The organism is Deinococcus apachensis DSM 19763 (assembly GCF_000381345.1).
In the GTDB taxonomy this organism is placed as follows: domain Bacteria; phylum Deinococcota; class Deinococci; order Deinococcales; family Deinococcaceae; genus Deinococcus; species Deinococcus apachensis.
Map to the genome: position 1 here is coordinate 1 of NZ_KB906421.1, position 14,523 is coordinate 14,523.

The 14,523-nt window shown below is 63.5% G+C and carries 13 protein-coding genes and 1 pseudogene; 3 read left to right on the forward strand and 11 right to left on the reverse strand.

Features of this window, described 5'->3' with window-relative positions:
• The 4 genes and pseudogenes from F784_RS26910 to F784_RS0120130 all read right to left on the reverse strand — a co-directional run.
• A partial coding sequence (locus F784_RS26910; RefSeq protein WP_051087011.1) for a hypothetical protein occupies positions 1-368 on the reverse strand: 368 nt, incomplete at its 3' end.
• Positions 369-805: 437 nt separating this feature from the next.
• Positions 806-1,297, reverse strand: a complete 492-nt coding sequence (locus F784_RS0120120; RefSeq protein ID WP_019588518.1) for a S8 family serine peptidase — start codon at positions 1,295-1,297, stop codon at positions 806-808.
• Positions 1,298-1,520: 223 nt separating this feature from the next.
• Positions 1,521-2,610: pseudogene (locus F784_RS23990) on the reverse strand (transposase).
• Between the two features lie 363 nt (positions 2,611-2,973).
• Positions 2,974-3,447 (reverse strand): Hsp20/alpha crystallin family protein, encoded by a 474-nt coding sequence (locus F784_RS0120130; RefSeq protein ID WP_019588519.1) that lies wholly within the window; start codon positions 3,445-3,447, stop codon positions 2,974-2,976.
• Positions 3,448-3,909: 462 nt separating this feature from the next.
• Between F784_RS0120130 and F784_RS24930 the strand changes: the two genes are divergently transcribed.
• Positions 3,910-4,332 (forward strand): nuclear transport factor 2 family protein, encoded by a 423-nt coding sequence (locus F784_RS24930; RefSeq protein WP_019588520.1) that lies wholly within the window; start codon positions 3,910-3,912, stop codon positions 4,330-4,332.
• 131 nt (positions 4,333-4,463) lie between these two features.
• On the opposite strand, the gene F784_RS0120140 is transcribed toward F784_RS24930, so the two are convergent.
• The 5 genes from F784_RS0120140 to F784_RS27930 are packed head-to-tail and all read right to left on the reverse strand — an operon-like array spanning position 4,464 to position 10,396.
• The gene (locus F784_RS0120140) at positions 4,464-6,341 is read right to left on the reverse strand and encodes a M14 family zinc carboxypeptidase (RefSeq protein WP_019588521.1); all 1,878 of its coding nucleotides are present in this window, start codon (positions 6,339-6,341) and stop codon (positions 4,464-4,466) included.
• Entirely contained in the window at positions 6,341-7,201 is an 861-nt protein-coding gene (locus F784_RS0120145; protein WP_019588522.1) for an ABC transporter permease, read from the reverse strand. The genes F784_RS0120140 and F784_RS0120145 overlap by 1 nt, the downstream gene beginning before the upstream one ends.
• A gap of 1 nt (position 7,202) precedes the next feature.
• Positions 7,203-8,126 (reverse strand): ABC transporter permease, encoded by a 924-nt coding sequence (locus tag F784_RS0120150; RefSeq protein WP_019588523.1) that lies wholly within the window; start codon positions 8,124-8,126, stop codon positions 7,203-7,205.
• 6 nt (positions 8,127-8,132) lie between these two features.
• A complete protein-coding gene (locus tag F784_RS0120155) occupies positions 8,133-9,641 on the reverse strand; it encodes an ABC transporter substrate-binding protein (protein ID WP_019588524.1) in 1,509 nt (502 codons plus the stop codon).
• Between the two features lie 53 nt (positions 9,642-9,694).
• Complete coding sequence (locus F784_RS27930) at positions 9,695-10,396, reverse strand: IclR family transcriptional regulator (RefSeq protein WP_425387136.1); 702 nt, start codon at positions 10,394-10,396, stop codon at positions 9,695-9,697.
• A gap of 776 nt (positions 10,397-11,172) precedes the next feature.
• Here F784_RS27930 and F784_RS0120165 point away from each other — a divergent pair.
• Positions 11,173-12,189 (forward strand): LLM class flavin-dependent oxidoreductase, encoded by a 1,017-nt coding sequence (locus F784_RS0120165; RefSeq protein ID WP_026332616.1) that lies wholly within the window; start codon positions 11,173-11,175, stop codon positions 12,187-12,189.
• Positions 12,190-12,223: 34 nt separating this feature from the next.
• Here F784_RS0120165 and F784_RS0120170 read toward each other — a convergent pair whose 3' ends face one another.
• Positions 12,224-12,871, reverse strand: a complete 648-nt coding sequence (locus tag F784_RS0120170) for a helix-turn-helix domain-containing protein (RefSeq protein ID WP_019588527.1) — start codon at positions 12,869-12,871, stop codon at positions 12,224-12,226.
• Between the two features lie 29 nt (positions 12,872-12,900).
• Here F784_RS0120170 and F784_RS24935 point away from each other — a divergent pair, with 29 nt between their 5' ends.
• Positions 12,901-13,722, forward strand: coding sequence for an alpha/beta fold hydrolase (locus tag F784_RS24935; RefSeq protein ID WP_019588528.1), 822 nt, complete (start codon positions 12,901-12,903; stop codon positions 13,720-13,722).
• 146 nt (positions 13,723-13,868) lie between these two features.
• Here F784_RS24935 and F784_RS0120180 read toward each other — a convergent pair whose 3' ends face one another.
• Entirely contained in the window at positions 13,869-14,498 is a 630-nt protein-coding gene (locus tag F784_RS0120180; protein ID WP_019588529.1) for a hypothetical protein, read from the reverse strand.
• Between the last annotated feature and the right edge of the window lie 25 nt (positions 14,499-14,523).

The following is a 14,523-nucleotide window of genomic DNA, read 5'->3' on the forward strand; positions in this document are numbered from 1 at the left end:
CTGCCCCTCTGCAGTTTGAGTACTGCGGAGGCTGGGTCAGTGCCCTTTTCCGAGAAGTACCTGAGCGTGTAGGTAACGTTGGGCTCAACGTTAACAGAGGCCCGCGCCAGATCGCCCTGACCCAACGCCATATTGCTCGGAGTGACCACGAACACGTGCGGCCCAGGGCTCACTTCAATGGGAAACATCATGAACATCTGGGGAAGGACATTGGAGGTTATGAGAACGCCGTCGCAATAGGCGTTGATCGCTCCACTCGGACCGTGGCGATTGTTTACGTAGACGCTCGAAGCGGAGACCGGGCTTCCCAGGGCGGCGGCAGACAGGGCGGCGAGCAGCAGGGTCTTGAGGGTTTGGGGAGTCCGCATGGTGACGTTCCTTTCCTGATGCCGGGGCATCGGGCGAGAGGCGGGAACTGGGGCGGATCGGCGCGAGGGACACTGGTTCGGCGAGGGAGTTCCTCCTTTCCCCGAATGGATCGGCTAGCCTGCGCTCGGTGGCGCTGCTGAATGTGGCGCCCGGACGCTACCGGCAGTCCTGTGCAGACGCCTGGGGCACCTGGATCCAGTGTGGAAGGCGCTGCGTTTTCGTCGCGTTGACAAAGCGTTTTCAGCCCGGTGCGCCTGCATTTACTTCACCTCCAGGCGAGCAATCCCGCCCAGGTGCATCAGGGCAGATCACAGTGCCGGCCGGGCCGAAAACGAGGTGGTAGGGGTATGGCCGCCTCTTGTAAGCCCAGGCACTCTGCCGTCGGAAGGGGACAACTCGGCGGCCGTACTGTCGGCCGGGGAACATTCCAGAGTGGTCACTTTGTTATGGCCGACAGTGCGTCAACCTCGCCCACGCCATAGAAGCCGTTGTGGCCCATGCCGTCCAGGCAGGTCGCAGTGAAGTCCAGGCCGTACTGCAGCAACTGCGGCACCGGGTTGTATGTGCGCGCGGAGCAGTCCAGCGGCTCGGCCGTTTGCGTCAGCTGGGCCTTGACCGCGCCCGGCGACATGGAGCCGTACTGGCTAATCATCAGCGCCACCACTCCGGTGACGTGCGGTGCGGCCATGGAGGTGCACTGCAGGTAGCTGTACGTCGCGCACACCGTCCCCTGGCAGTCCTGGGTGATCAGCTGGGATGGGAGATCCTCACGCAGCGTCGCTGGCCACGTCGAAAGAATCAGCCCGGACGCCGGAGTCCGCTGGGGTCCGCGAACGTACCAATCGCCGCCTGGTGCCGTCACGTCAATGACGCCAGAGCCATAGTTCGAGTAGTACGTTTTCTGCTGCTGCCGGTTGTCAGCGGACACGGTGAAGGGGATCGGCGTTGCAGGGACTTACTTGTTGTAACACAACACTCGCCCTGCATTTAATGCGCTGTAACTTTCCAAAAGTCCGTTACTGTGTGGGGCCGTCAGAGTTGAAGATGTCGCGGTGCCAGCGCCAGCCATCGCCTTCGTGTTACCAGATGACGAGGTACTTACCTCGATCCAGCACATCCCCATTGGCTCCGTACAGTTGAAAGCCTCCGACTTATCTCTTGCACCTGGATAGGGTGAGTGAATAGCCGTGGTGGCGCAGGAATTTCTCCCCTCGCCAGACCTGTAGAGCAAGTCGCTGAACGACCAGCAGTGGCAGAGCCACCCGGGCGGCGACGTCCGCCGCTTGTTCCAGCGAGAGGGTGTCGGCTCGGCAGAGCCTGGCGAGCGTGAACGCAGCAAAAACGAGCAGCACCCAACGGTCCAGGCCCTGAGCGGTTCGCAAAGCGAACCTCCCTCGCCCGAAACCGTGCTTGGCCTCCTTGAAAAACGACTCGATGGCCCAGCGCCGTCCCCCCTCCCGGGCGACACGGTCGCCCGGAAGCAGTTGGGAGGCGACCGAGAACAAGGTGCGTTCCCCTCGCTCGACCCGGGCCAGCGTCAGGGTGTCCCACGGCCAATGGGCAAGGTGTAGCCAGCTCCCGTGCTCACCGTCCTCCACGGTGACGTGACCGGGATGATCGGTGCGGCGAGTGGAGCGCACCCCGACCACGAACTCGAAGCTCAGGTCCCGCACACCCTGGAGGAAGGCCGACGACTCGAAGCCGCTGTGGCCAGCACCCAGACGTCAAAGCGACGGCTCACTTCGGTGGGCACGGTCGCCAGCAGCTCCAAAGCGAGCCGGACGGGGGAAGGGGTCCCCTTCCCCCGGTACACCCGGTCACCCACGGGGAACTTCAGTCCCCGTACACCGCGTACAGCACCACCAGATGAAGACCGTAGACCTCGTTATAGACGCGTATGAAGGGCAAATCGCGTCCCGTCTTCGGGACACTGGTGAGGTCCACGCCCAGCCGTAAGCGAGGGTGGTGTTTGCGGCGTGCTGCGAGCAGCAACGCCTCCCATTGGGCCTGGATGAGGGTCGCCCAGCACTCAGCCGTATCCCACTCGTCCACGTTCAACAGGCGACTCAGCGCACTGGCGCTGACGGTATGGGCCCGGTGCAGGGCCTTCTTCGTCTTCAGGTCAAGAAAGAGCCCCAGCGCAGCCTTCAGGCTGTGCTGCTGGTAAGGACTGGTGGGGACGGAGAGGAGCGCGTCTGCCAGAATGGAGGTACGCTCCCCGCGAAGCTTGAGTCTCCACACACCCTCTTTCTCTCGTCTGGGAGCGCTTTTCTGCTATCTATTCAGGTGCAAGAGATGAGTTGGGTGCACCGTGCATGTACCGGTCACCTTGGGGGTCAGTTGGCCGCCTTAGCCCGGCTCAACGCCACTTCAGGCCAAACGGCGGTGGCTGCCGGGCCTACACCTGCAACAAGTTGTTGACCGTGGGTGCAGAGGCTAAGAGTCGCACTTGAGTGAACACGACACTCAGCTGTGCAGCAGCCTGCTCGAATAGCAAGGTAGATAGCACTCGTGGAGGAGCGTGGCGAAGTATAAGCATCACCCGGAGGTATTGGCAGGGGTGAGACGAGTTCCGGCCCTCAGGGGCCGGAACTCGTCAATGGGTCAGCTGAGGGCCTTTGCTGAATTGGCTCGCTTGATCTCGATCTTACGGGTTCGGACTTCAGCCGCCTTGGGAAGGTGCAGGTGCAGCACGCCGGACTCCAGGCTGGCGTCCACCTGGTCCGTTTCCACCTTCACTGGCAGGGTAACGCTGCACTGGAACTCTCCACTTGGCAACGTCTTCACCCAGTACCGTTTGCCGTCCGCATTACTGGGGCTGTAACGGCCACGGATGGACAGCGTGAGCCCTTCCACCTGGACGTCCAGGTCCTCCGGTTTGACGCCCGGCACCGCGACGTCTATGACGACATGGCTTTCCGTTTCGTACATGTCGAGGAGGAAGCGCGTGCCAGCCAGCGTGGGACTGGCAAGTTCACCGATGAAGCAGTCGAGGGCAGGCCAGAGGGAGCTGGGCGTCGGCATCAGGTCCGAGCTCCACGTGGTCATGCCATTGTTGGGGGTACGTACGAGTGCCATGGTTCACCTCCATGCTGTTTCTGCCGTGTGGGACGTTCTTTCTGAGCTTTTCCCCACACCTCACCCATATAAAATATGCGTGCGGGTTTGTCAAGAGGCTGCGTTAGTAGTTAGGGGACGGCACCTTGGAGTGAGAGCTCAAACTGCGGACGCCAGGTCCTCGGCTCCCGGAGCACCGCGTTGCGGTGGGAGGTGAGTGGGGAGGTTGTGGGCGGGCCTTGGCAGGAGGAGTGGCAACGCCTATCGTACCCAACCCAAGAAGACCCACAGTCAGTGCGTGACTTGCGGTGCTTTCCAAGCTTCAGCAAGACCGCCACCTCCTTCAACTGCCCCTCAGGAGCGACCGCAACGTGTCGGTGAGGGTCAAGTTCGTTCTGACAACCGTGGTTCAAAGAAAGCACCGCAATCAGTATCTCGGGTCGCTCTGCAACGCCTATGAGGCTCCTCGAAAGGAAGGCCCACATGACGGCATTGATTGGAGTCCGCGACGTCTCCCCCCGGGTACACGAAATCTTCAATACGGGTGATCAACAACTGATTGACCCCCTATTCTGGCCGTTAAGTGACATGCTCGTGATCGGAACCGACCCGCAGGAGTGGTGGGAGGGTGACACGCGTGCGCGCGAGGTGCTGCACACACAACTGGAGGAAATGCGCACCAGCGGCATCCAGATAATGCCCGGCGAGCGGCAGCGGGTCATGGAGCGCGGCGATATCGGATGGGGAGCCGAGGACCTGAACCTGGTCATGCCGGACGGGCAGGTGTTGCTGGCACGGCTGACGCTGGTCTGCGTGCGTGACGGGGACGAATGGCGGGTGGCACAGTGGTACCTTTCTTTTGGTGTTGCGAATGATGCAGCCCTCGGTCAGGAGCTCACGATTTGAGGGAACAGCGTTCGTCGGAGCTCAAAGTTCGTCCTGGGTGTGACCTCCCTACCAAGTACAATCCCGAGCGTCATCCAGTTTGGCGGTCATGAACCTAATGGTGAGTAGCTTCTCGTGGCCGGGTAAGGGCCTCAGGCTTCGGCATGCTGCCTGACCTGAAACGCGACGGCCGCTTCGCAGACCGCGACGTGGGCACGGACGAACATCTGGAAGCGCTCGCCGTAGATGGTCTCGTCGGGCGCCTCCGTGATCACGGTGATGGGACACAGGCCACCCCTCTGCTCCGCCAGTATGAAGGGCAGTCCGTGAATGAGCTGGTAGTGCGGTTGCAGCAGGTGGGCGGCACTTGTGCGGAACGCCCGGGTCGTGTAGGCGGTGACATCCACTTCCTGGAGGAGGCGACGTGCGATCGCGTCCGCCATGGCTCGGGCGTTGTCGGCCTGCCCCGGCCAGTACCACAGGATCGTGACGAACCCGGCGGGCAGAGCCCACGATTCGAAGCCGTACGGCGCATACCCGCTGTACGGCCGGACCCACTCGTGGGCGGGGTACCCGTGCAGGCTCAGGTGCAGGGACGCGTTCACCTTGTCCCGTGCCCATGCGCGCGCCCGTGTTTCCCAGCGTGGAAGGCCCTGTCGCTGGCCCAGGTCATCCCCGAGGGAGGTGTACCGCGCAGCGTGATGCATGTGCTCAGGCGCGATCTGCGTCAGAGCACGGTGCAGGGAGGCCCCATCAGGGTTTTCCAGGGGCAGGACCGCGAAGTTCAGGTCGCTTGCCACCAGGGAGGGGACGAACTGCAGGGCGGCGACTGGACCCGTCGTCTCATTTGCATGCTGCCCACCGGTGACGAGCACGCCCTCGGGGCCTTCACGTCCCTTCCGGACCATCGCCGGGACGGGTCGGCCGTCCACGCTCTGCGCGGGGACGGACCAACCCAGCCCATACTGGTCCGCCAGTTGCCGTGCATACGCCCAGGTGCGTGCGGGGGGCCAGGGTCGGTCGAGCAGCGTGCTGGTTCCCAGGCGTTCCCCGGAGGGGGGAAGGTCCAGCTCTTCACGCTCCTGAGGTGCGGCGTCCCAGCGCGTCAGCGTGACACGCGCCCGTCCGTCCTGCCCCGGGGTGCTTCTCGCGATGGGAACGATCCGGCCAGGGGTGAGTGTCCTCGCGTCCGGGGGAGTGGAGGTGTGCCGTTTGAGGGCGTCGAGCGTTCCGAAATACACCTCCTCGGTGAGGGCCTCGGTCATGCTGATGCGTTCGTCCAGCACGTCGAGCGCGAGGTCCGGCTCAGAGAGATGCAGGGTGACGGACAGGTCTTTGAAGACGAGCCCGTCGTTCCGCTGACCGGCCAGGTCGAGGATGGCCGGAAGGATGACACTGCAGTACCAGTTCCAGAACAGCTCGCCATCAGTCGGGAGGGGCGCGTCATGCAAAGGCCCAGTGTCGGCCTGCACGGTCAGCCAGCCGGTTGGAGCGACGACCGTCCGACCGTCGGGCGACTCCCGCGACGCGAGCGGAATGAAGCAGCTGCCCTGCCAGAGGGCCGTGTCGCCGCGCCACAGCGTGGCCTGATAGGTGGGCTGCGCATGGCCGGGGATGAACTCGGCCTGGACCCCTTCACGTTCAAGGATGGCGGCAAGTGGGTAGGCTTCCTGAAGGAACCTTCCGGGATTCTCGCCCGGCAGGCGCGGGTACGTGAGGGTCAGTCGGTCGGCGTGCGCACGGCGCCACAACGGCTGGAGTTCCTCGGTCACCCAGAAGTACGCGGGTTTGTAGGCGCTGCGGACGCGAACCGCGCACGCCTCTCCACAAGTGGTGCGGAGTGTTTCCCTCAGCCAGGCGCGCATCTCAGGGGATTCCGAGACGTAGGCGAGCACTTGGGAGGGGGCCCCCTCCTGCCGAAGGGCAGTGACCTGGTCGAGCAGGCGTCGTCCCTCCCAGGGGAAGGTCTGCTGCCATGTGGTCTGCGTATCGTGCTGGGTGGCCTGTGGGTTCAGGTCAGGGATGGTCATCAGCGCCTTCCGTGAGGGTCGAGGTGGTCCCGGAGCCAGTCACCGATGAGGTTGAACCCGAGGACCGTGAGGGTGATCGCGACCCCTGGGAACACCGAGACCCACCACGCGGTCTGCAGGTAGGTGCGTCCGTCGGCGAGCATGCCACCCCAGGACGGCACCTGTGGGTCGACGCCGAGGCCGAGGAAGGTAAGGCCCGACTCCAGCAGGATGTTGTTGGCGATGTTCAGGGTTGCGAGGACCACGATGGGGCCGATGGCATTCGGGATGATGTGCCGGAACATCATCCGTGAGTTGTTCGCGCCGAGCGCGTTGGCGGCCTGGACGTACTCCCGTTCGCGAAGGGACAGGACCTGCCCGCGCACGAGCCGGGCGTACTGCGCCCACTGTGAGGCGACCATCACCGCGATGAGCTTCCACAGGCCGGGGCCGATGATGGCAATGACCGTAATGGCGAGCAGGATGAACGGGAAGGCGAGCTGGACGTCCGCAAGGCGCATCAGGAACGCGTCGAGCGCACCCCGGTAGAACCCGGCGAGCAGGCCGAGCAGGGTGCCGATCAGGACCGACAGGGCCACCGACACCAGCCCGACGGTGATGGAGATGCGCCCGCCGTACACAACTCTGGAGAAGACGTCCCGGCCGATGGGATCCGTGCCGAGCGGATGTGGCCCCGCGAAGGTGGGAGGCTTGAGGCGCGCAGTGAGATCCATGACGTCCGTTCCGCTGGGGAAGAGGACATTCGCGAACAGCACGAGCAGGAGGATGGTCCCGGTCAGCAGGGTGCCGACGAGCAGGTCAGGGGTCCACCGAAGGAAGGGGCGTCGGGCTGATGGGGCGGTCGCGGGGGAGTCGGTCATGTCACTCTATGCGGACCCTGGGGTCGAACAGGCCGTACGAGAGGTCGACGAGCAGGTTGACGAGCACCACGATGATGGCGAGGACCGTCACGGTACCCTGCAGGACGGGGTAGTCACGGTTCGAGATGGCCTGCAGGGCCAGGGACCCCAGGCCGGGCCAGGCGAATACCTGTTCCACAATCACCACACCGCCCATCAGCCCACCGAACTGGAGGCCGATGAAGGTGACGACCGGGATGGCCGTGTTTCGCAGCGCGTGCTTGTACAGCACGTTCCGTTCCGAGAGGCCCTTGCTGCGGGCCACGGTAACGTACTGGCTGCTCAGCACGTCCAGCAGCGAGGCGCGCAGCAGCCGTACGGTCGTGGAAGTGAGGATGAGGCCGAGGGTGACGCTGGGCAGGACCAGTGAGGCTGCCCCCTCGTAGCCGGAGGGAGGCAGCCAACGGAGCGTGACGCCGAAGATCAGCACCAGCATGATGCCCAGCCAGAAGTTCGGAAAGGACAGGCCGAACAGCGACAGCAACCGGATGATCTGATCCGCCCAGCGGCCCTTGTGGACGGCTGCATAGATTCCGAGAGGCAACGAGATCAGGATGGAGATGAGCAGTGAGCACAACGCGAGGAGCAGCGTCGGCGGCATGGCCTGCCAGATCAGCGCGCGCACCGGCGTATCACCACGGAAGCTGGTCCCCAGGTTCCCGGTGACGAGCCCCCCCAGGAATCGTCCGTACTGCACGATGAACGGTTGGTCGAGACCCAGTGCCTGGCGGATGTCCTTCAGCTGTTCAGCGGTGGGGGCCGAAGCCCCCTGGAATTGAGCCACGGCGGGGTCTCCGGAGAAGCGGAGCATGATCGCGACGACGAGGGTCACGAAGATCACGACCAGCACCGCCTGCAGCAGTTGCGACACCAGGTAGCGTGCCACGACCGTTCACTTCACGCTGACTGTGTTCAGATGCAGGAGGCTGTCGCTCGGGGCCTGGAAGCCCTGGACGCGCTTGTTGACGCCCCACAGGTCCTGCTGGTTGTACAGCGGGATGTCGATGGCCTGATCGTGTGTGAGTTTGGCGATATTGCGCAGAATTACCAGGCGCTGCTGCTGGTTGCTCATTTGGTGCTGCTTGTCGAGAAGCGCGTCAAGTTCCTTGTTCTTGAGGTCGGGATTCCAGAACTGGCCACTGTGGTAGAGCAGGTACGCGGTGTTATCGAAGTCGAAGGTCCAGCCACCCCAGCCCATCTGATAGGCATTGCTGGTCTGGTTCTTGGGAATGATGTCGCTGTAGAAGGTGTTGGTCTCGTATGTCTTGAGTGCTGGCTTGAGTCCCACGGCCTGGAAGAAGCCAGCAACGGCCTGCGCAACTTCCCGGAAAACGGCGTCCGTCCCAATGAAGTCAATTCCAATGGCGGTTCCTGGCTTCACGCCAGCCGCTGCGAGCAACTGCTTGGCCTTGTTGGGATCATACGGGTACGCCTTGAGGTTCGGGTCATATCCGAAGGACTTCGAGGACTGCAGGGACGTGATGGGGCTGGCATAGCCCTGCAGGATGCTCTTGATGATGGCGTCCCGGTCCACGGCGTAGTTGAGGGCCTGCCGGACACGCACGTCGCTGGTCGGTCCCTTGCTGACGTTGAGGCGCAGGGCCTGCACGGTCGGGCTGGGCACGGCCTGCAGGGTGAGGTTGGCATTGCCCTTGACGGTCGCGGCCTGGGCGACGGGAATGGCGGTGGCGATGTCGACCCGGCCCGCCTGGAGTTCGGCCACGCGCGTGGACGGCTCCTCAATGAATCGGTAGGTGACGTTCGCGAGTTTGGGTGGCCCGCCCCAGTAGTCCTTGAACGCTGTGAGCTTGAGCGACTCGCCATTTTTGTAGGACACAAACTTGAAGGGGCCAGTGCCCACGGGATGGGTGTTGAAGTACGCGTCGCCCTTTTCCTTGATGTACTTGGGGGGGACGATCATGGCGCCATACCCGGCCAGCTTCGTCAGCAGGACTGGGTCGGGCTGGGCCAGGATGAGGTCGACGGTGTAGGGATCGACCACCTTGACTTGTTTAATGGCGGTGTAGTTGGCCTGCTGCGGGCCCTTTTTGCCCTCGGGGCCGAGCAGGCGGTCGAAGGTGAACTTGACTGCAGCGGCGTTGAAGGGCTCCCCGTTGTGGAATTTCACGTTCTTGCGGAGAGTGAAGCGCAGCGTCTTGTTGTTGTTGAGGTACGTCCACTTGGTGGCCAGACCGGGCTGGAGCTTGAGGTCGGCGCTGCGGATGATCAAGCCGTCGTAGATGTTGTGGGCGACTGTCCCCCACGCGACCAGGAAGGTGTCGATCGGGTCCCAGTTCTGCGGGTCCTGCGCTGTCGCGATCGTTAGGGTGCCACTCTGGGCGAGTGAGGTGCTCGCGCTGGCGAGCAGAGCAGTTACGAGTAGGGCCTTGAATGCCTTCATGGTGCCTCCCGGAGCCATGACTGCTTGCCAGTCATAGCATGAGCGAGCGGGTGTCAGTGGGCCTGTCTGAGTTGCGATGCCGTGGTCGGCGATGCGCCAAGCTGAAGGGAGAGGCGTTGAGCGGCGTTCTTCGTGTGGGCCGCGAGGGCCGTTACCCGGTCAGGGCCGAAGTGTGATTCCGGGCCGGACAGGCTGAGGCTGCCTGCGACGCTGCCGTCCGCGTGGTAGATGGGCGCCGCGACTCCGGCCGTGTCGTCTTCGAGTTCAGAGTAACTGACGGTGAAACCGGTGCCTCGGTCGTGCTGAATGTGGTGGCGCAGAGTGTCAGGATTCGTGAGCGTTCCCCGGGCGTACCGGGTGAGCTCAACGTGGTTGAGGTATGCCTCGATCGCTTCGTCAGGGAGGAAGGTGAGGATAGCGCGTGGGCATGCGCCTGCGTGGAGGGCTGCCCGGCGCCTGATGCGTGTATACGTACGGACTGGCTGTGTACTTTCGAGCCGTTCGATGTAGATGGCCTCGTGCCCGTCCTGGAGAACGAGGCTGACGGCTTCTCTGGTGGCGTTCAGAAGGTCGTGCATGACGGGCAATGCCACCTGGCGGATGTCGAGACGCTGGGCGACGAGGTGACCGAACTGGAGAAACGCGTATCCGAGCTGGTAGTGGCCTTGCACGTTGCGTTGAAGGAGACCAGCCGTTTGGAGGGAAGCGAGGAGTCGGTGCGCGGACCCCTTGGGGAGTTTGGCGAGTGCGCAGATGTCCTAGAGGCTCAACGTCGGTCGCTCTACGAAAAGGTTAAGGAGATCCAGCGTCTTGACGACCGTGTGATTCACGTGTGTGGTACACCCTCGCTGTTCCAGTACTCGGAACGTAGTTCCATTTAGAGGGTGATGAGCCATGCTAGTCCTGGAGAGCAAAAATGTAAACAGGACATCGGCGACGCTTCGGTCACGCTGGGAGGTATGCAGTGGCGGGTAATTCTTCGACGAAGAATGTCTGTGGGCGGTCTTGATGTGTGTGCAATAGAGATGGGAAACGACGCGAAAAGGAGGGAAAGCGGGGGAGGGGAGAAGAAGAAAAACGTCCATTGGGTGGACGTTTTGGGGGGTTGCGGGAATGAGTGGGAAAGGGGATTTTAACTTGACACGGTAGGGGCGATGGAGGGACAGGGTGGGAGATGTACCACCCAGCGGCACCCTCGAACGGTTCGATAGCACACTGACCTCCCGCGATGCCGACCAAGCTATTGCAGCGAGATGAGGGGGTGAGCTTGCAGGCGGGTCGAGTTCAAGAGTACGACAGGCCGGATGCGAGTCCGAGTAAAACGCCGGTCACGGTTATTAAAGTGTGAAACTTTATCACCTCCTCGCACCTGACGCTACTACGGTCCACGATGTTCGTACGGTCGGTCGCGAATGCCCCGCACATGACCGACTGGGTAAGTAGGTAAGTAAAACCGCGTAGGGGCTGTCACACAGGTACAGGGTGTATCCAGCGACCTGTTGTCCCCGCGCACATCCCGTAAGACACCCTCATGCCGTTGCTGCTTTCTGTCCTTGATCTCGCGCCTGTGAGTGCTGGCTCCCCGCCGGGGCAGGCGTTGCACAACACCCTCGACCTGGCCCGGCGGGTCGACCGACTCGGCTACACCCGGTACTGGCTCGCCGAGCACCACAACACCGGCACGTTCAACAGCACGGCGACCGACATCCTGATCGCCTTGGTGGCCCGCGAGACCCAGACGATTCGAGTGGGCTCGGGCGGCATCATGCTGCCCAACCACGCCCCGCTGCGCGTCGCCGAGAACTTCAAGACATTGGAGGCGTTGTTTCCCGGCCGAATCGACCTGGCGCTGGGACGTGCACCAGGAACGGATCAGGTGACGGCGTTCGCGCTTCGCCGTTCCCTCGAAGCCCTGCAGGCGGATGACTTCCCCGAGCAGATTCACGCCTTGCGCGCCTTTGCAGGGGAGGAAATGTTTCCCCCCGAGCATCCCTTCCGCCGCGTGCGAGCCACACCGGACGGAGTGCCTCTCCCACCCCTCTGGTTGCTCGGGTCGAGCACGTACGGGGCACAATTGGCCGCCCAACTCGGGCTGGGCTACGCGTTCGCCTACCACTTCAGTCCGGAGGCTGCCCAAAGGGCCATGTGGTTGTACCGCGAACGCTTCACACCTTCGGATCAACTCGCGCAGCCGCACGCCATTCTCGCGGTGTCGGTCATGGTCGCCCGGACGCGTGAACGCGCCGAGGCACTCGCCCGAACGCAAGAGCAGCTGACGGTCGGGATCCGCACGGGGCGTGATCTTCCCCTGGTCAGCCCGGAGGAGGCGCTGCAGCGTCCCATGACGCCGCAGGAGCAGGGAGTGGCCCGCTTGGGGCGGAACCTGCTCGTGTATGGCACCCCGGATGAGGTGAAGGCGCGCTTGGAGGAACTTGCCAGTCGGTTCGAGGCGGACGAACTGATGGTGACGTCAAACATTCACAGTCATGAGGAGCGGGTTGAGTCGTACGAACTGCTGGCCGACGCTTTCAACCTTGCCCGAGGCTAGCCCGGCGTCCATCTTGGTTTGACGAGGCGAAGGGCTATGCGGGCCGGGACACTGGGCACAAGACGAATTGACACAGATACGTTTGCGCTCCTGCCTGCCCCGCGTACCGATGAAACACGCCTAGGAGTTCCGCCTGCAGCGCCTTCGCGTCCTCGAAGTCGAGCGACAGGGCCGGGTACACGAACGACAACAACGCTGGGCGCTGACCGGCGACCGTCTCGTCCGCGTCGGGTGAGCGCGACATCTTCGAATGCATCTGGCCGTCCTCACCCCGTGCGACGCGCAGGCCCCACCCCTCGCCCGTGTCCCGCAGCGCCTGCGCGACGTTACGCCGCACCCATGCCCCCACCTCGCCTTCCACCCCTTCCAGGTACGCGTCTAACGACTCGTAGCGCGTCACCTCAAAGGGCACGAAGAACACGGGCGCAGCGGCCTGGTACAGCCGCATGGGTCGGCCCTTGCGCGTTCGTACGCCGACGTCCCGCAGCAGGCCGAGAGCGGTGAGGCGCCGCACACGGTAGCGAACCCAATCGAGGTCCTCGCCCAGCTCGCGAGCCACTTCGGCCACGCTGCGCCCTTCATCCAGGAACGCCCCGAGCAACCGGGTCGTCCGAACGTCGACGAGCGCGTGCGCAGCGGCAGTGTCGCGCACGGTGAGGCTCCCGAAATTCTGGTGTGTCATGTTCGGTAGGGTACGCCGACACTAGAGTCATGTCCCTGTACACCCTGGAGCATGGTGACCGAGCGCAGCCCACTGTGGTCTTCCTGCACGGCGCTGGCGTCACGAGCTGGATGTGGCATGACACTATGCAGGCCCTGCCCCAGTTGCATTCCCTTGCCCCCGACCTGCCCGGCCTTGGCCAGAGTGCGCACCTCGGTCCCTTCAAGGTGGCCTCAGCCGCTCGCCAACTGGCTACGTTCATCGCGGAGAGGGCGACGGACGGGCGGGCGCACGTGGTAGGGCACTCGCTGGGCGGAGCGGTGGCCGCGCACCTCACAGCGCACTTTCCGCAGGTGGTGCGCAGCGCGACGTTGATCGGTGTGACGGCGAGGCCGATACGGTTTGAGGGAGCCCTCGTGTGGGCGATGGTCGGCCTCGGCCCGTTGATACGGACCCCCTGGATGATCCGCATGCAAGCCCGGGCATTGGGCGTGCCGTCTCACGCGTGGGCAATGTTCGAAAGAGATCAGCAGGCGATGACGGGGGCCGTGTTGCGCGCCGTGATGACCGAGGGTGTTCGCTTTCGCGTCCCACCGGGCCTGCGCCTGGCAGGTGTGCCGCTGCTGACGCTCGTCGGGTTGCGGGAAGGAGCACTCAATGTGAGGTCGGCGGTGGATCTCGTTGAGGGTGTTCCGGGAGCTCAGGCCCTGGGTATCGCGGGGGGGTCGCACACGTGGATGGCGCGGCAGCAGGGCCTACTGGCACAAACGCTCACAGCGTTCTGGTCGGGGAGGGAGGTTCCCAACGAACTTGTCGAGCTGACAGCAACGTCGACAGGGCCGAGCGCCAGACCGAAGTGGACAGCCAACTAGTCCGGCGTCCACTTTGATTTACCACATGGTGGAAAAAGAAAAAATGGTGTAGGCGCACCTCCTTTCGGGCAGTTGAATTGCCAGACGAAAGTGGACACTGGACTAGCTTGTGGTCCACTTCGGTTTGAGGTTGGTGGCTTGAAAGGTCAGGGCCTCGTATCATTACGCTGCGCCAAAAAGCGCTCGAAGTCCTCTGGCGTGCGTACCCCATGGTGCAACACCGCGTCGTACACATCCGTGCCGCCCACTTCCTCCGGGTACTCGGGCCGATCGCACCACACCCGCTTGACCCAAAGCACTGCCAAACGCTGCTCCTGGGTCAGGGCGCGCGCCAAATGCTCGGCGTGCCCCCGCTGCGGTCGAGGGGCCGCCGAGCGCCACACCGTCACGTCGATCTTCCACACCTGACCGCTCACCGCGGCGTACCGCAGCACGAAGTAATGCCGCTCATCGCTGGGGTTCCCCGAAGGACTGCGTTCTCCTGTTTCATCGCGGTACAGCACTTCTCGTATGCCGTGCGTGCCCATCACCGGGGTCATGGCCGTCATGATGCGTTGGGCGCTGGGGTGGTCAGCGCGCACCATGACGTCCACGTCCGGCCAGACCATCAAGCCGGACACGGAGCTGCCGATTTGCTCGAAGGTCCCGAGTTCCCCGAGCCGCTCGGGCAGTTTCAGGTCGTGCACAACGCGCTCCGCTTCGAGTTGCAGTTCCGCTTGGCGCGCCAGCAGGATAGCGGCAAGGTGGTCGTCAAGCACGCGGTGTTGTGCGGACATGACTTCAGTGTATGGGGCCGTGGTG

Coding starts and splice junctions, on each gene's coding strand:
- F784_RS0120130 (WP_019588519.1), bottom strand. CDS start 3,447: ATGGCACTCGTACGTACCCCCAACAATGGCATGACCACGTGGAGCTCG.
- F784_RS24930 (WP_019588520.1), top strand. CDS start 3,910: ATGACGGCATTGATTGGAGTCCGCGACGTCTCCCCCCGGGTACACGAA.
- F784_RS0120140 (WP_019588521.1), bottom strand. CDS start 6,341: ATGACCATCCCTGACCTGAACCCACAGGCCACCCAGCACGATACGCAG.
- F784_RS0120145 (WP_019588522.1), bottom strand. CDS start 7,201: ATGACCGACTCCCCCGCGACCGCCCCATCAGCCCGACGCCCCTTCCTT.
- F784_RS0120155 (WP_019588524.1), bottom strand. CDS start 9,641: ATGAAGGCATTCAAGGCCCTACTCGTAACTGCTCTGCTCGCCAGCGCG.
- F784_RS0120165 (WP_026332616.1), top strand. CDS start 11,173: ATGCCGTTGCTGCTTTCTGTCCTTGATCTCGCGCCTGTGAGTGCTGGC.
- F784_RS0120170 (WP_019588527.1), bottom strand. CDS start 12,871: ATGACACACCAGAATTTCGGGAGCCTCACCGTGCGCGACACTGCCGCT.
- F784_RS24935 (WP_019588528.1), top strand. CDS start 12,901: ATGTCCCTGTACACCCTGGAGCATGGTGACCGAGCGCAGCCCACTGTG.
- F784_RS0120180 (WP_019588529.1), bottom strand. CDS start 14,498: ATGTCCGCACAACACCGCGTGCTTGACGACCACCTTGCCGCTATCCTG.